This is a genomic window from Bacteroides fluxus YIT 12057, assembly GCF_000195635.1.
Taxonomy (GTDB): Bacteria; Bacteroidota; Bacteroidia; order Bacteroidales; family Bacteroidaceae; genus Bacteroides; species Bacteroides fluxus.
Genome location: NZ_GL882629.1, coordinates 15751 through 30403 on the forward strand (window position 1 = coordinate 15751; position 14653 = coordinate 30403).

The 14653-nt window shown below is 48.9% G+C and carries 12 protein-coding genes; 8 read left to right on the forward strand and 4 right to left on the reverse strand.

Annotation, left to right across the window (positions count from 1 at the left end):
- The first annotated feature begins 7 nt into the window (after nt 1-7).
- Nucleotides 8-1150, forward strand: a complete 1143-nt coding sequence (locus HMPREF9446_RS07885) for a PepSY-associated TM helix domain-containing protein (RefSeq protein ID WP_009125052.1) — start codon at nt 8-10, stop codon at nt 1148-1150.
- 167 nt (nt 1151-1317) lie between these two features.
- On the forward strand, nt 1318-3528 hold the full coding sequence (locus HMPREF9446_RS07890) for a glycoside hydrolase family 3 N-terminal domain-containing protein (RefSeq protein WP_009125053.1): 2211 nt from the start codon (nt 1318-1320) through the stop codon (nt 3526-3528).
- A gap of 227 nt (nt 3529-3755) precedes the next feature.
- Here HMPREF9446_RS07890 and HMPREF9446_RS07895 read toward each other — a convergent pair whose 3' ends face one another.
- Together HMPREF9446_RS07895 and HMPREF9446_RS07900 are read right to left on the reverse strand one after the other, a co-directional pair.
- A complete protein-coding gene (locus HMPREF9446_RS07895; RefSeq protein ID WP_039968794.1) occupies nt 3756-4637 on the reverse strand; it encodes a PfkB family carbohydrate kinase in 882 nt (293 codons plus the stop codon).
- 153 nt (nt 4638-4790) lie between these two features.
- The gene (locus tag HMPREF9446_RS07900; protein ID WP_009125055.1) at nt 4791-5513 is read right to left on the reverse strand and encodes an RDD family protein; all 723 of its coding nucleotides are present in this window, start codon (nt 5511-5513) and stop codon (nt 4791-4793) included.
- Nucleotides 5514-5614: 101 nt separating this feature from the next.
- On the opposite strand from HMPREF9446_RS07900, the gene HMPREF9446_RS07905 reads away from it, so the two are divergent.
- The 6 genes from HMPREF9446_RS07905 to HMPREF9446_RS07930 are packed head-to-tail and all read left to right on the forward strand — an operon-like array spanning nt 5615 to nt 11682.
- Nucleotides 5615-6577, forward strand: coding sequence for a stage II sporulation protein M (locus tag HMPREF9446_RS07905; protein ID WP_009125056.1), 963 nt, complete (start codon nt 5615-5617; stop codon nt 6575-6577).
- Complete coding sequence (locus HMPREF9446_RS07910) at nt 6558-7493, forward strand: hypothetical protein (protein WP_009125057.1); 936 nt, start codon at nt 6558-6560, stop codon at nt 7491-7493. The genes HMPREF9446_RS07905 and HMPREF9446_RS07910 overlap by 20 nt, the downstream gene beginning before the upstream one ends.
- A gap of 15 nt (nt 7494-7508) precedes the next feature.
- Nucleotides 7509-8123 (forward strand): DUF4129 domain-containing protein, encoded by a 615-nt coding sequence (locus HMPREF9446_RS07915; protein ID WP_009125058.1) that lies wholly within the window; start codon nt 7509-7511, stop codon nt 8121-8123.
- A complete protein-coding gene (locus tag HMPREF9446_RS07920; RefSeq protein ID WP_009125059.1) occupies nt 8120-9385 on the forward strand; it encodes a DUF4350 domain-containing protein in 1266 nt (421 codons plus the stop codon). Before HMPREF9446_RS07915 ends, HMPREF9446_RS07920 begins: the two co-directional genes overlap by 4 nt.
- Nucleotides 9386-9397: 12 nt before the next feature.
- Nucleotides 9398-10372: an AAA family ATPase gene (locus HMPREF9446_RS07925; RefSeq protein WP_009125060.1), complete on the forward strand. Its 975-nt coding sequence runs from the start codon at nt 9398-9400 to the stop codon at nt 10370-10372.
- Nucleotides 10372-11682: a DUF58 domain-containing protein gene (locus HMPREF9446_RS07930; protein WP_039968795.1), complete on the forward strand. Its 1311-nt coding sequence runs from the start codon at nt 10372-10374 to the stop codon at nt 11680-11682. Before HMPREF9446_RS07925 ends, HMPREF9446_RS07930 begins: the two co-directional genes overlap by 1 nt.
- 225 nt (nt 11683-11907) lie before the next feature.
- On the opposite strand, the gene HMPREF9446_RS07935 is transcribed toward HMPREF9446_RS07930, so the two are convergent.
- Together HMPREF9446_RS07935 and HMPREF9446_RS07940 are read right to left on the reverse strand one after the other, a co-directional pair.
- Nucleotides 11908-13668 carry a 1-deoxy-D-xylulose-5-phosphate synthase gene (locus HMPREF9446_RS07935; RefSeq protein WP_009125063.1) on the reverse strand — a complete coding sequence of 587 codons (1761 nt, stop codon included), beginning with the start codon at nt 13666-13668 and terminating at the stop codon, nt 11908-11910.
- Nucleotides 13669-13766: 98 nt separating this feature from the next.
- Nucleotides 13767-14303 (reverse strand): flavodoxin, encoded by a 537-nt coding sequence (locus HMPREF9446_RS07940; protein ID WP_009125064.1) that lies wholly within the window; start codon nt 14301-14303, stop codon nt 13767-13769.
- Nucleotides 14304-14653: the final 350 nt, after the last annotated feature.

Consider the following 14653-nt stretch of genomic DNA (forward strand, 5'->3'; position numbering starts at 1 on the left):
AGATCCCATGAAGAACATTTTCCGTAATATACATTTATGGCTTTCGGTTCCCTTCGGACTTCTGATTGCGCTCATTTGCTTCTCCGGGGCCATGCTGGTATTCGAGACAGAAGTAACGGAGTTTTGCCGCCGCGACCTTTACTATGTAGGGAAAGTAGGGGCAGCCCCTCTGCCGATGGGTGAGGTAGCCGAAAAAGTGGCTGCCGCTTTGCCGGACAGCGTATCGGTGACGGGAATCAGTGTCTTTGCCGATCCGGAACGTGCCTGGCAAGTGAACCTTTCAAAACCCCGACGGGCCTCCATCTATGTAGATCAGTACACGGGTGAGGTAAAGGGCCGGTATGAGCGTGCGCCGTTCTTTCTGCTCATGTTCAAGCTGCATCGGTGGTTGCTGGACAGTATGGAACCCGGAGGGGGAATCTTTTGGGGAAAAATGATTGTCGGTACCAGTACGCTGATGTTTGTATTTGTATTGATATCGGGTCTGGTTATCTGGTGGCCGCGTACAAAGAGAGCTTTGAGGAACAGTCTGAAGATTACGGCAAATAAAGGTTGGCGCCGCTTCTGGTACGGCTTGCATGTGGCCGGCGGCATGTATGCGTTGGTTTTTCTCCTGGTGATGGCACTTACCGGACTCACATGGTCCTTTTCCTGGTATCGTGCCGGTTTCTATAAAATATTCGGAGTGGAAATGCAGCAGGGCAACGGGGGGCATGATGCCAAGGCACAGGCAGGCCGCCACGAGGGAGGCAAGGATAAAAAGGAAAGACCTTCGTCACCTTACAGGCATTGGCAGCAGGTATATGAGGAACTGAAAGGCCGTAATCCGGATTTCAGTCAAATTACGGTTTCCAAAGGGACGGCTTCGGTGGCTTTCAATCGCTATGGTAACCGGCGGGCGGCCGATCGCTATACATTTAATCCCCGTAACGGTGAAATAACCGGAACTTCCTTATACAAGGAGGCTGATGCATCCGCAAAGATACGGGGATGGATCTTTTCTGTTCATGTAGGCAGCTGGGGCGGCATGTTGACCCGTATCTTGGCTTTTATGGCGGCGTTGCTTGGGGCTACGCTTCCATTGACCGGCTATTATTTATGGCTTCGTCGCCTGAGGCGCAAAAGCCGAAGGGGGCCGGTTGTGAAATAATGTTTGCATAATTGTTTTTCCTGTAAAGAAAATGTATCTTTGATGCCGGCTAAGGCAAATGCTCCTGGTGAAGGGGATTTGCTTTAGCCGGCATTTTACATACAAACATACTGCCTTGATCCGGTTTATGCCAGGGAGCAGAACGACAATACTTAAATATATACATTATGAGAAAAAGACCAATCGTACTATTATTGAGCTTGCTAATCTCTTCGGCAAGCGTGCAGACGTCAGCAAAAGATGTGAACAAACCTTTGTACAAGGATGCCGGGGCACCGGTGGAAAAACGTGTGGATGACTTGTTGTCACGGATGACACTGGAAGAAAAGGTGTACCAGTTGAATCAATATACATTAGGTTTCAACCACAATATTAATAATTTGGGAGAGGCTGTGAAGAACCTTCCGGCTGAAATCGGGTCGGTTATTTACTTCGACGCAGATCCGCAGCTGCGTAACGGACTTCAGAAAAAGGCAATGGAGGAATCGCGTTTGGGCATTCCCGTCCTCTTCGGGTATGATGTGATACATGGTTTCCGTACGGTTTATCCCATCCCTCTGGCCCAAGCCTGTTCCTGGAATCCTGCGTTGGTTGAACAGTCCAGTGCTGTAGCGGCCCTGGAATCCCGCATGTCCGGTGTTGACTGGACATTTTCACCTATGATCGACATAGCCCGTGATGGCCGCTGGGGACGTGTGGCCGAAGGTTATGGGGAAGACCCGTATGCTACCGCTGTATATACGGTGGCTGCCGTGAAAGGGTATCAGGGCGATGACCTGTCATCGGACAGGCGTGTAGCTGCCTGCCTGAAGCATTATGTGGGTTATGGCGCATCAGAAGCCGGACGTGACTATGTTTATACTGAAATATCCCGCCAGTCTTTGTGGGATACTTACCTTCCTCCTTATGAAGCGGGGGTAAAGGCCGGAGCTGCGACTCTGATGAGTGGCTTCAATGATATCAGCGGCATTCCTGCTTCTGCCAATCATTATACCTTGACGGAAATTCTGAAGAACCGTTGGAAGCATGACGGGTTTGTCGTATCCGATTGGGGGTCTGTGATACAGCTTGTCAACCAGGGTGTGGCTGCCGATGCCAAGGAAGCGGCGGAGAAAGCTTTTATGGCAGGAGTCGAAATGGATATGACAGATAATTGTTATCAACGGCATCTGGCAGAACTGGTAAAGGAAGGTAAAGTACCGGTGGCAAATGTGGATGATGCGGTTCGTCGTGTGCTCCGTGTCAAATTCCGCCTGGGTTTATTTGAGCATCCTTATACAAAAGAGGTGAAACAGGAAGAACGCCTTTTGCTTCCTGAAAGTCTTCGCGCGGTAGAGCGGATGGCGGAAGAGACGATGGTATTGTTGAAAAATTCCGATAATGTCCTTCCTTTATCCGGGATGAAAAAGATTGCCTTGATAGGCCCGATGGCAAAGAACCGGGCTGATTTGCTGGGCAGTTGGTCGGCACATGGAAGGGCGGAAGATGTTTGCAGTATTTATGATGCCATGCACCGTGAGTTTGCAGGTAAGGCGGACATTCTTTATGCGGAAGGATGTGATTTTGAGGATGAGAGTCGCGGAGGTTTTGCGGAGGCGCTGGATCTGGCAAAGAAAGCGGATGTCGTTGTACTTTGCCTGGGCGAGAAACGGGGCTGGAGTGGTGAGAATGCTTCCCGTTCCACCATTGCGTTGCCATCCGTACAGGAAGCGTTGCTGGCGGCACTGAAAGAGGCGGGCAAGCCGGTAGTTGTCCTTTTGGCGAATGGCCGCCCGCTGGAACTGGTACGCATCGAGAAACTGGCGGATGCTATCGTGGAGATGTGGCAGCCGGGTGTGGCGGGAGGCAAGCCTGTGGCCGGCATTCTTTCCGGACGTGTGAATCCTTCGGGGAAGCTGGCGATAACATTCCCCTATATGACAGGACAGATTCCTGTTTATTATAATCATCGTTCTCCTGCCCGTGAGGGGCGGCAGGGACGTTATCAGGATATTCCAAGTACACCTTTGTATGATTTCGGTTACGGCTTGAGTTATACGGATTATAAGTATGGTGACTTGAAAGTTTCTGCCGACAAGGTGAAACGTGGTGAGACTTTGACGGTGGAGATTCCTGTAACCAATGCCGGGAGCCGTGATGGGCTGGAAACGGTACATTGGTTTATCTGTGACCCGGTAAGTTCCATTTCACGTCCGGTCAAGGAGCTGAAATATTTCGAGAAGCAGTTGATTAAAGCCGGAGAAACGAAAGTGTTCCGTTTTAATGTTGATACTGAGCGTGACTTGAGCTTTGTCGATAGTGACGGTAAACGTTTCCTTGAACCGGGTGATTATTATTTGATGGTCAAAGACCGGAAAGTAAGAATAAGTGTAGAATAAATCTTATCTTTTGGTTGCATACTCCGTCCGGTCCCGGTTGCAGAAAGTCATATTGGCATTGCTGAGTTTGGGAGTGAAGGAGATACATTCTGGGAGGTGTGTCAAAACTGATAAAAGAACGCAAATTACACAAATTACGCAAAAAAGCGAATCTGATAATCGCTGATTATCAGGAAGTCATTAAAAAGCAGGGGTTGTGTAATTCGTGTTAGTTGTGTTCTAAATCTTTATTTTGACACACCTGCTACTGTTTTTATGGATTCTTCCGTTCCCGAAAACGGCCCGTGTGACTGTAATTTGATGGTACACATGGCGGCCGCATAGCATCCGGCTTCCCGGTAGGAAGCTCCCTTGTTGCGCATATACAGGTATCCTACCATATAAGTGTCACCGCATCCGGTAGCGTCTACGATTTGCAGTGCCGGATAAGCGGGAATTTCATGAAATTGCCCTTTGGAGTAAATCAGCGATCCCTTGTCCCCCAGAGTCAGCAATACTTCCTTGACACCCCAGTCTGCTATCATCAGCGCGGCTTCATGCGGCTCTGTACATCCGGTGAGAACTTCCATTTCAGCTTCGTTGGCTTTCAGGATATGGATATATTTCAAGGCTTTCCTCTTTTCCGGCCAATCTACCGGCAGTACTTTCTCGTTCTCCACTTTGCGGAGGAATCCTTGCACATCTACGGAGAGCAAGGCCTTTTGGGACAGGTATTTGATGACGTCCAGCGAAAAATCATCAGCCAGCAAGCTGCCTAAATGGATAATCCGGGCATTGATGTCCTGCAGTCCCTCTACGGTAAAAGGATCGGCTTTTGCCGTGACCCTCTGTGTGCGTTCATTCTGATTTTCTCCATATATATTTTCGAAACATACGGAATGTGTGCTGGGCAATACCTTTACATTGATGCCTTCTTTTCGTATATTCTCCACAATTTCCATGTCCGGATCGGCCAGAGCCGTTACCAGCAGGAAATCATCTGCGTTTAAGTGTTTGATGGCATGTGCGAAATAGAAAGATGTACCTCCCGGCATATATATGGTGCTATTGGGCGTAACTACTTTGTCTTGAGTGATATATCCGATGCAGCATAGGTTGTATGTACTCATCTTTGTTGCTCTTTTCTTCTTTGATTATTACAATTCCTATATTTTTGGCTGCAAAGATAATGATTTATAGTTGAACTGTAGTCATGCGAGACCGGAATAGAATGTGTGTGCCTAAAGTCTATGCTTATCCAGGCCCTTACAAGGAACTCAGGCCTATTCTTCCAATGCGTAGTATTGGTAATCGCGGAGAATCATTTGGAGAAATTTCTCCTGGCTATCTTCACGGGGCGTGACGGAGAGCAGCTTTTGCACCTTTCCTGCAAGTTGCGCGATATGGCGCGTACGGTCTTTCCTGTCCGACTCCAGTGTACGGGTAATGACACTGGCCTGCTCCAGTGACAAGTCGGCGGCTTGCGGATACGTGGGCCGGTAATTGGGGGTCAGATAGTCGAACTCGTCGAGGCTGACATGGATGTTGCGGTAATTTTTCTCTTTGATGACCATAGTGCCGGCGGCAAGGTCTCCCATCCGCTGGCTGTTTTTGGTCAGCAGGACCACCAGGAGCCCGAGTCCTCCCGTAAATGGACCGTCAATGGGGAAGAGCAGCCAGCGCAGCAGGTAAGCACTGATGCCGGGCGTGGAGCCGTCTGCCTTTACCACACGGATATTCATGATCTTTTTTCCTATACTCTGCCCGTGATTGAACATCTCGCAGAGGAATGAGTAGAACAGTACAGGCAGATAAACGGTGACTAAGAAGATAATCAAAGTAAGGTCGGAGTAGAGACGGAATGAGGAAAAAAGAGTCACGGTTGAAAACACGAAAAGTCCGATCAGGATATAGTCAATGACCAGTGCGACGAGCCGTTCGCCGATGCTGGCGGGTGTTTGGCTGATACGGACAAATTGTCCGGTAATAATCGTGGATTCTGTCATTTCCGATTAAATATTTTAGGTATTTCATTGCAAATATATCATTATTCTCTTATTTTTGTTACCGCTTTCGGACAAAACTTATCCAGATACTCAAGACACGCATGAAGGAAGTAACATTTATTCGCCGGAATATCGATAAATGGAAAGATATGGAAAAAGTAGTGGAGCAGGCGGCAAACCTGTCGCCCGACAAGCTTGCCGACGTATATACTGACCTTACCGCCGATTTGGCATTTGCCCAGACCCATTTTCCGGCTTCCCGTATCACTGTCTATCTGAACAACCTTGCTTCGGCGCTGCATAATAGAATTTATAGGAACAAACGTGAGAAGTGGATGCGGATTGTCACTTTCTGGACAAAGGAGATTCCGTCGGTAATGCGCGATGCACGTCGTGAACTGCTGGTCTCACTGATGATTTTCATTGTCAGCGCACTGGTCGGGGTGGTATCTGTAGCCGGTGATTCTGATTTTGTACGCTTGGTTCTGGGGGATTCCTATGTGGATATGACATTGGCCAACATTGCCGACGGCAAGCCGATGGCCGTGTATGACGGTTCGCCGGAGATCCCTATGTTCCTGGGAATTACACTGAATAACGTCATGGTATCCTTCAACTGCTTTGCCATGGGGATATTGACCAGTTTCGGCACCGGATATATGCTTCTTACCAACGGAATGATGGTGGGGGCTTTTCAGACGTTCTTTTATCAGCATGGCTTGCTCTGGGAGTCTACACTCGCCATCTGGTTGCATGGGACACTCGAAATTTGGGCAATCATCGTAGCGGGTGCCGCAGGATTGGCCTTGGGGAACGGGTGGCTGTTTCCCGGCACTTATTCAAGACTGGAATCTTTCAGGAGAGGAGCCGGAAGAGGATTGAAAATAGTGGTGGGTACTGTTCCCGTCTTCATTATGGCCGGCTTTATAGAGGGCTTCATAACCCGGCACACGGAGTTGCCGGAACTGTTGCGCCTCGCTTTGATCCTGCTGTCCTTGTCGTTCATCTTATACTACTATATCTATTTACCAAACAGAAAACAGCATGGAACCACAGAAAACTAAAATTGCATTGTACGTAAAACGTTCTTTTGGCGAGAAATTGGGCGCGTCCTTTGATTTTATCAAAGAGCATTGGAAACTGTTGCTGAAATTTTCCACTTATCTGCTTCTGCCGCTTTGCCTTGTCCAGGCATTGAGCTTGAATGGGTTGACACAAGGGATATTGGCATGGGGTGACGCGGCCGGCGGCGCTTCCGGATATAACGAGGCGGCTCTTCCGTTGGGGCTTATGTCTTACTATGGCTTGTATCTGTTGCTTTATATGGTGGGGACTGTATTGTTGACCTCGCTGGTCTATGCGATGGTTCGCGCATACCAGGAACGGGACAGATGTTTGGAGGGTATGACTTTGGGGGTGTTGAAACCTTTATTGCTCCGCAACGTACGCAAACTGGTTCTGGTAATACTTTTGGGTATATTGTTGTTGGTTTTTGCCGGTCTGGCCCTGGGGTTTATCAGTAAATTGTTCTCTTCCAGTGTGCTCTTGCTGGTGCTATGTTTTATGGTATTGGCTTTGCCGCTTGCGCTGTGGGCTCCTGTATGCCTGTTCGAGGATATTTCTGTTGCAGATGCCCTGGTGAAATCCTATCGTCTGGGTTTGGCTACCTGGGGCGGCATTCTGTCAATGATGATAGTGATGGGACTTGTTGCCGCTATCCTGCAGGGAGTGACGATGCTGCCCTGGTATATCGGCCTTGCCATAAAAACGATATTTACGGCTGCCGAGAGTGGCAGTGCTGCCGTAAATTCGGCAGGGTATGATTTTGTGCTTTATCTGTTGGCCATTGTCCAAGGGTTCGGTACTTATCTTGCCATGATATTCACGTTGGTGGGCTTGGCCTACCAATACGGGCATGCCTCGGAAAAATTGGACAATGTGACGGTAGAGAGTGACATTGATAACTTCGATAAACTTTAGACAGGACATTGGCAGATGATTCATTCTCCGGCTGATACTTTGATTTGCGATACAGCGCAGGTTGCCGCGTGGCAGTCCGATTCGGCGTATGCATATAACCGCGAGCTGATAGCCCCTGACATCAACCTGTTGAGGTGGCTCAGCGAGCAGTTCGGAGAAGTCTTGGGCAAGATATTCGGCAACAGCCTGGTATCGGAATACTCGGATTTGATTTTGATAGGTACGGCTATTCTGATACTGGTCCTGCTGCTTTGGTTTGTTTATAAGAAGCGTCCGGAGCTATTTATGCGCTCCGGTAAAGACGCCTTGCCCTATGCGGTAGCGGAAGATACGATCTACGGCATTGATTTTGAGGATGGGATGGCAAAGGCGCTTTCCGGCGGCGATTACAGGGAGGCTGTACGCCTGCTCTATTTGCAGACACTGAAGCTGCTTGCTGACCGGAAACGCATTGACTGGCAACTTTATAAAACGCCTACCCAATACCTGCATGAAGTGCGGCTCCCTGCTTTCCGCCAGCTGACCGACCACTTTATGAGGGTGCGTTACGGTAACTTTGAGGCAACGGAAGCATTGTTCCATTCGATGCTGGCCTTGCAGGAAGAAATAAGGAAAGGAGGGGAAGCATGAAGGGGAGCCGGTGGTTTACGATAGGTATTGTTGCCTTTTTGCTGCTGATGTTTGCGGTAGAATGCCGGTTGCCGAAGAAGTTTGTATGGACACCGACTTTCGGTCATCGTGACAAGCAGCCTTTCGGATGTCATGTGTTTGACGAATTGCTTGCTTCCTCGTTGCCGGACGGGTATTCGGTATCCGGAGAGACCCTTTACCGACTGGAGCAGGAAGATACGGTAACCCGCAGGGGAATTATGGTGCTTGCCGGCAACCTGCATCTTTCGGATACGGATGTGAGGGCTTTGCTTGGAATGGCCGAACGGGGAGACAAGGTGCTGTTGGCGGCCGGCTCCTTTGGCCGGCTTCTGAAGGATACCTTAGGCTTCGAAAGTAGCTACTCCTATTTCAATCCGGCGGACTTCAAGAGATATGCCTCTTCCCTGTTGTCAAGAGACAGCTTGCATTGGGTGGGGGATTCTGCCGTTTATCCGGCACGGACTTTTTATTTCTACCCCCAGCTGTGCTCCACTTACTTTTGGGCTGATTCTCTTCCGATGAAAAGACTGGCGGAGAGAACGGTTATGGCTGATGAGTTTGTGCATCAAACGGATTCGGTTCCGTCGGATACCGTTTATCGGGTACCGGTCGCCATGTCCTGTCCTTGGGGGAAGGGAGAGATCGTACTGGTTTCAACCCCTCTGATTTTTACGAACTATGGAGTGCTGGACAAGGATAACGTAACCTATGTCTTCCGGCTGTTGTCCCATATAGGCGGTGTGCCCATTATCCGTACCGAAGCCTATATGGAGGAGGCCGGGCAGGTACGGACATCTCCTTTCCGTTATTTCCTTTCACAAAAGCCGCTTCGTTGGGCATTGTACCTGGCGCTGGCTTCCGTCCTGCTTTTCATGATATTCACGGCGCGCAGGAGGCAGCGGGCGATACCCGTCATCCGTGAACCGGAAAACAAGTCGCTGGAATTTATGGAGTTGATAGGTACGTTATATTATCAGAAAAAAGACCATGCCGACTTGGTTCGCAAAAAATACCTTTACTTTGCCGAGGAGCTGAGAAGGGAAATCCAAGTTGACGTGGAGGAGGTGGCGGATGATGAACGTTCCTTCGACAGGATTGCGCAGAAAACGGGCATGGAAGTCTCTGGAATCAGTCACTTTATCCGTGAAGTCAGACCGGTGATCTATGGGGCACATCCCATTTCCGTAGAACAGATGAAGCGGTATATTGATAAAATGAATGAAATAATCAGTCATATATAAAAGGAGGAATTTATGGAAGAGAATATGGAGAAACGGGTGGATTTGACCCTCTTTTCCGGAAAGATACAGGAAGTGAAGGACCGGATCGCTTCCGTCATAGTGGGGCAGGGTCAGTCGGTGGATTTGGTGCTGACCGCCGTCCTGGCAAATGGGCATGTGCTGATAGAAGGCGTGCCAGGGGTGGCAAAGACATTGCTTGCCCGTCTGGTGGCCCGTTTGATTGACGCAGACTTCAGCCGCATCCAGTTCACTCCGGACCTGATGCCGAGTGATGTATTGGGAACGACGGTATTCAACATGAAAAACAGTGAGTTTGATTTTCACCGCGGACCGGTATTTGCCGATGTGGTACTGGTGGACGAGATCAATCGCGCACCTGCCAAGACGCAGGCTGCCCTGTTTGAAGTGATGGAGGAACGACAGGCAAGCATTGACGGGACAACGTACCGGATGGGAGCGCTTTATACCATCCTCGCTACCCAGAATCCGGTGGAGCAGGAGGGGACTTATAAGTTGCCCGAAGCACAATTAGACCGCTTTCTGATGAAGATAACGATGGGATATCCTTCGGTGGATGAGGAAGTGGATATTCTGGAACGCCACCATACCAATGCTTCTCTGGTGAAACTGGAAAATATAACTCCCGTCATTACGAAAGCCGAACTCCTGGAATTGCGCCGCCTGATGGACCGGGTCTTTGTAGATCGGACTTTGCTCCGGTACATAGCTTTGATTGTAGAGCAGACCCGGACAAGCAAGTCTGTTTATCTGGGAGCTTCCCCTCGTGCGTCGGTGGCCATGTTGCAGGCCTCAAAGGCGTATGCTTTGTTGCAGGGCCGTGATTTTGTGACACCGGAAGATATCAAGTCCGTGGCCCCGTATGTGCTTCAGCACCGTCTCATCCTGACTGCGGAAGCGGAGATGGAGGGGTATTCTCCCGTGAAGATAACGCAACGTCTGATCGATAAAGTGGAAGTTCCCAAATAATGTATTTAAACCGCCGTTTCTATATTGTCCTGGTTCTGATTATCCTTCTGACGGGTGCCGGATATGCTTTTATCCCTTTCTTTGCCATCGGGCAGTGGGGACTGCTTGTCCTGTGCCTGGTGGTACTGGCGGATGGGTATATGCTTTACCGCACTCGCGGAATCAAGGCCTTCCGCCGTTGTGCCGCCCGTTTTTCCAATGGGGATGAAAATCCGGTGGATATACGTGTGGAGAGCAGTTACCCGTATCCGGTTGCCGTGGAAGTCATCGATGAAATACCTTTCGTGTTTCAGCGGCGCAATGTCCGCTTCGGGCTGCAACTGTTGCCCGGCGAGGGGAAAACCGTCAGTTACCGTTTATGTCCCACCCGCAGGGGAGTTTACTCTTTCGGGCGGATCCGTGTATTTGCAACCACCCGGATAGGCTTGCTTTCCCGACGTTATACCTGCGGATCTCCTCTGGATATCAAAGTATATCCTTCTTACCTGATGCTTCACCGCTACGAGTTGCTGGCTATCAATGACAATCTCACGGAGTTGGGGATAAAACGTATCCGCAAGGTAGGGCATCATACGGAATTTGAGCAGATAAAGGAGTATGTAAAAGGGGACGACTACCGCACGGTCAACTGGAAAGCAAGCGCCCGGAGGCATGAACTGATGGTCAATGTGTACCGGGATGAACGTTCCCAGCCAATCTATAATGTGATAGACAAAGGGCGGGTTATGCAACAGGCATTCCATGGGATGACTTTGCTTGACTATGCCATCAATGCCTCGCTGGTTCTTTCGTACATGGCCATGCGTAAGGAGGACAAAGCCGGTTTAATCACTTTCGATGAACATTTTGATACTTTTGTACCTGCTTCCAGGCAGCCCGGACAGATGCAGGCGTTGCTTGAGCAGCTGTATGCCCAGCAGACGTCTTTCGGCGAGACGGATTTCTCTTCCTTGTGTATATGCCTGAACAAGCGTGTGAATAAGCGCAGCCTCCTGATACTCTATACCAATTTTTCCGGGATGGGCAGCATGAACCGCCAGTTGCCCTATTTGCGGCAATTGAACCGCCAGCACCGTCTGCTTGTCGTCTTTTTTGAAGATACCGATTTGAAAGCCTATATCGAAGAACCGGCAAAGGATACGGAAGGTTATTACCGCCACGTCATTGCCGAGAAGTTTATTTTCGAGAAACGGCTGATTGTTTCCACGCTGAAACAGCATGGCATATATTCTTTATTGACCACTCCCGGGAATCTTTCCGTCAACGTGATAAACAAGTACTTGGAAATGAAGTCACGCCATCTGCTGTGACATGAAATGGGATTAAGTAAAAAGTGCGACGCTGTTAGGAGAAAAAGTTCCAGGTATAGGAAGAAAAGATGTTTTATATAAGGAGTATACTCTGTTCAAAGCCTGTGAACGGATATTCGCAGGCTTTGAATATATATTCGCGCACTGCGAACGGATATTCACAAGCGTTGAACAAAGTTAATCGTGAGGTCTTGGAGTCCATCCCTCATCGGCTGTGTCCGTGGGTTAGTGAACAATGGACAGTATATCCTCCACGATCTGCTCGTCTGTCAGGCGGTTGGCGCGCAGCAGTTCCTGCACATCAAAGCGGTCTGTAAACTCTTTCCGGGCGCCATAATTGAGGACCTTCATGTCGGCGGCGCCATAGTAGCGGGTGATTTTCTCACCGAAACCTCCGTCCAACACACCGTCTTCCAGCGTGACGACAAGCTGGTGTCCTGCTTTCAATTCTTCCATAAGGGGCTCGTCCACGCCCGTGATGTAACGAGGATTGATAAGCGTTGCATCGATATCTGCTTTCTCTTTCAGCATGGCAGTGACAGACTCTCCCAGTCCGAAAAACGAGCCTAAGGCTACCACGGCTACCTTCGAACCTCGGCGGACCACCTTGTAACGGTTGAGCTCACTGTAATCGGTATCTACCGTTTCATGGCAGCCGGTCACTTCTGTTGCAGGCACACGGATGGCAACCGGATGTTCGTTCTGCCGCATGCTCCATTCCAGCATGGCAAGGTATTCCTCTTTACACGTCGGTGCCAGATAGACAATATTGGGGATGTTGCTGATAAGTGGAATGTCAAAGAAGCAGAGATGGGTTACATCGTTCATGGCGGACAAGGACCCCCAGAATACCAATAGGACAGCCGGATTGTTGTTGATGCAGAGGTCTTGTGAAAGCTGGTCGTAAGCACGCTGGATGAAGGTACTATATACCCCGTAAACAGGTTTTCCGCCGTTGGCGGCAATGCCGGATGCCAAAGCTACGGCATGTTCTTCGGCGATGCCGACATCCACAAACTGTTTGCCCGCTTCCTTACGGCGTTCCGGAGTAAATCCCATTACGGTAGGCGTTCCGGAAGTGATACCTACCACACGTCTGTCTTCCCGCATCTTTTTCAACAGGTAGCGTGCGGTTATATCCGCATAGTTTTCCCCATTGCCGTAATCTACTTTCGGCTTGCCGGTTTCAACATCGAACGGAGTGCGCCAATGGTAGGCTTCCTTATCCAGTTCGGCAGGTTTATAACCCTTGCCTTTCACGGTATTGATGTGTACCACTACCGGATGTTGGATATCCTTTACGGTAGAGAAGGCTGCAACCAGTGCTTCTATATTATTGCCGTCCGCAACGTATGTATAGTCCAGCCCCATGGCCTTGAAGAAATTACATTCACATTCTCCGTTGCTTTCACGCAGTTCCTGCAGGTTGCGGTAGAGTCCTCCGTGGTTCTCGGCAATGGACATTTGGTTGTCGTTGACGATGATAATCAGGTTTGTGCCGAGTTCTGCCGCATAGTCCAGGCCTTCAAAGGCCTCACCTCCACTTAATGAACCGTCGCCAATCACGGCTATGATGTTTTCGTCGCCTCCGGTCAGGTCCCGTCCTTTGGCGAGTCCGCTTGCCAGGCTGACTGAGGTGGAAGTATGCCCGATAACGAAAAAGTCATGTTCGCTTTCCTGCGGTTCGGTATAGCCGGATACGTCATCATACCGTTCGGGGTAGAGGAAGGCATCTTTACGTCCGGTCAGCATTTTGTGTACATAGCTTTGATGCGACACATCGAATACGATCTTGTCTTTCGGGGAATTGAATACATAATGCAGGGCAATGGTGGCTTCAACCATTCCGAAGTTCGGACCGAAATGCCCGCCGTGCTCGCTTAGCTTTTGCAGCAGTGATGTACGGATTTCACTGCCTAAGTCGTTGAGTTCTTTATATGACAGCTTTTTTACATCTGCCGGGGAATTGATGTTTTCTAAATACATATTGAATCGTTTTTAATTAAAGTTTCTGATTATCGTTGCAAAGATACTGCCGTCTTTGCAGGCAGTTTGTATATGGATTACGGATTGTCTGACCATTATTACTTCCTGCTCCAAGAAAGAATGTCCTCCTTGGTTGCACCGTTCAGCAGTTTCCCTTTCTGCCACTTCAGGTCAGGATAGGCTTTCCGCAGTTCTTTCTCGGCATTGGAGATACCGCTTCCGCCCGATGTGGCAAATGGAATGACTGTCTTGCCTGCCAAATCATTGCTTTCTATGAATGTATTGATGATTCTCGGAGCCAGGTTCCACCAGATAGGGAAACCGATATAAACAGTATCATAGCCGATAAAGTTCTTCGGCCGGACACTTAATGCAGGGCGTGACTGGGCATCTGCCATTTCTACGCTGCTGCGTGAAGATTTGTTATGCCAGTTCAAGTCATTGGCGGTGTACTCTTGGGCCGGTTGTATTTTGAAGAGTGTCCCGCCAGTAGTTTCCGCTACGAGTTTGGCTGCTTTTTCCGTTGTTCCCGTAGCCGAGAAATAGGCGACCAATGTTTGGCTACTCTGTTTCTGTGCGTGTGCAGAGATACACAACACTGCGATTGCTGTCATACATAATGCAATTCTTTTCATACGATATATTATTTAGTTAAGTAAATGGATATGATTTATATATAGCTTGTTCAAAGTCATTCGTCTTGTTGGGGGCAAAATTACAAAACGGGAGTCGGTTGCCTAATACCTCATTTACAGAAAAAAATACCTTATTTACAGTTGTAAGTAGATTATTAATATTCCTGTTATTTAAGAGGTGTGATACGTATCATTTCTATATGAAACTTCTTTTGAACAATCTTATATTGGGAATTCAATTTGCCAGAATACAATGATGGCATTTAAAACTACAGATAAGTCTTTTTGTTTACTTTTGTGCTTTTGAAACCAAGTCCTTTTAGAACTATACTTGACGTGTATATTTCTCT

Coding starts and splice junctions, on each gene's coding strand:
- HMPREF9446_RS07925 (WP_009125060.1), top strand. CDS start 9,398: ATGGAAGAGAATATGGAGAAACGGGTGGATTTGACCCTCTTTTCCGGA.
- HMPREF9446_RS07935 (WP_009125063.1), bottom strand. CDS start 13,668: ATGTATTTAGAAAACATCAATTCCCCGGCAGATGTAAAAAAGCTGTCA.
- HMPREF9446_RS07885 (WP_009125052.1), top strand. CDS start 8: ATGAAGAACATTTTCCGTAATATACATTTATGGCTTTCGGTTCCCTTC.
- HMPREF9446_RS07910 (WP_009125057.1), top strand. CDS start 6,558: ATGGAACCACAGAAAACTAAAATTGCATTGTACGTAAAACGTTCTTTT.
- HMPREF9446_RS07940 (WP_009125064.1), bottom strand. CDS start 14,303: ATGAAAAGAATTGCATTATGTATGACAGCAATCGCAGTGTTGTGTATC.
- HMPREF9446_RS07915 (WP_009125058.1), top strand. CDS start 7,509: ATGATTCATTCTCCGGCTGATACTTTGATTTGCGATACAGCGCAGGTT.
- HMPREF9446_RS07890 (WP_009125053.1), top strand. CDS start 1,318: ATGAGAAAAAGACCAATCGTACTATTATTGAGCTTGCTAATCTCTTCG.
- HMPREF9446_RS07905 (WP_009125056.1), top strand. CDS start 5,615: ATGAAGGAAGTAACATTTATTCGCCGGAATATCGATAAATGGAAAGAT.
- HMPREF9446_RS07900 (WP_009125055.1), bottom strand. CDS start 5,513: ATGACAGAATCCACGATTATTACCGGACAATTTGTCCGTATCAGCCAA.
- HMPREF9446_RS07895 (WP_039968794.1), bottom strand. CDS start 4,637: ATGAGTACATACAACCTATGCTGCATCGGATATATCACTCAAGACAAA.
- HMPREF9446_RS07920 (WP_009125059.1), top strand. CDS start 8,120: ATGAAGGGGAGCCGGTGGTTTACGATAGGTATTGTTGCCTTTTTGCTG.
- HMPREF9446_RS07930 (WP_039968795.1), top strand. CDS start 10,372: ATGTATTTAAACCGCCGTTTCTATATTGTCCTGGTTCTGATTATCCTT.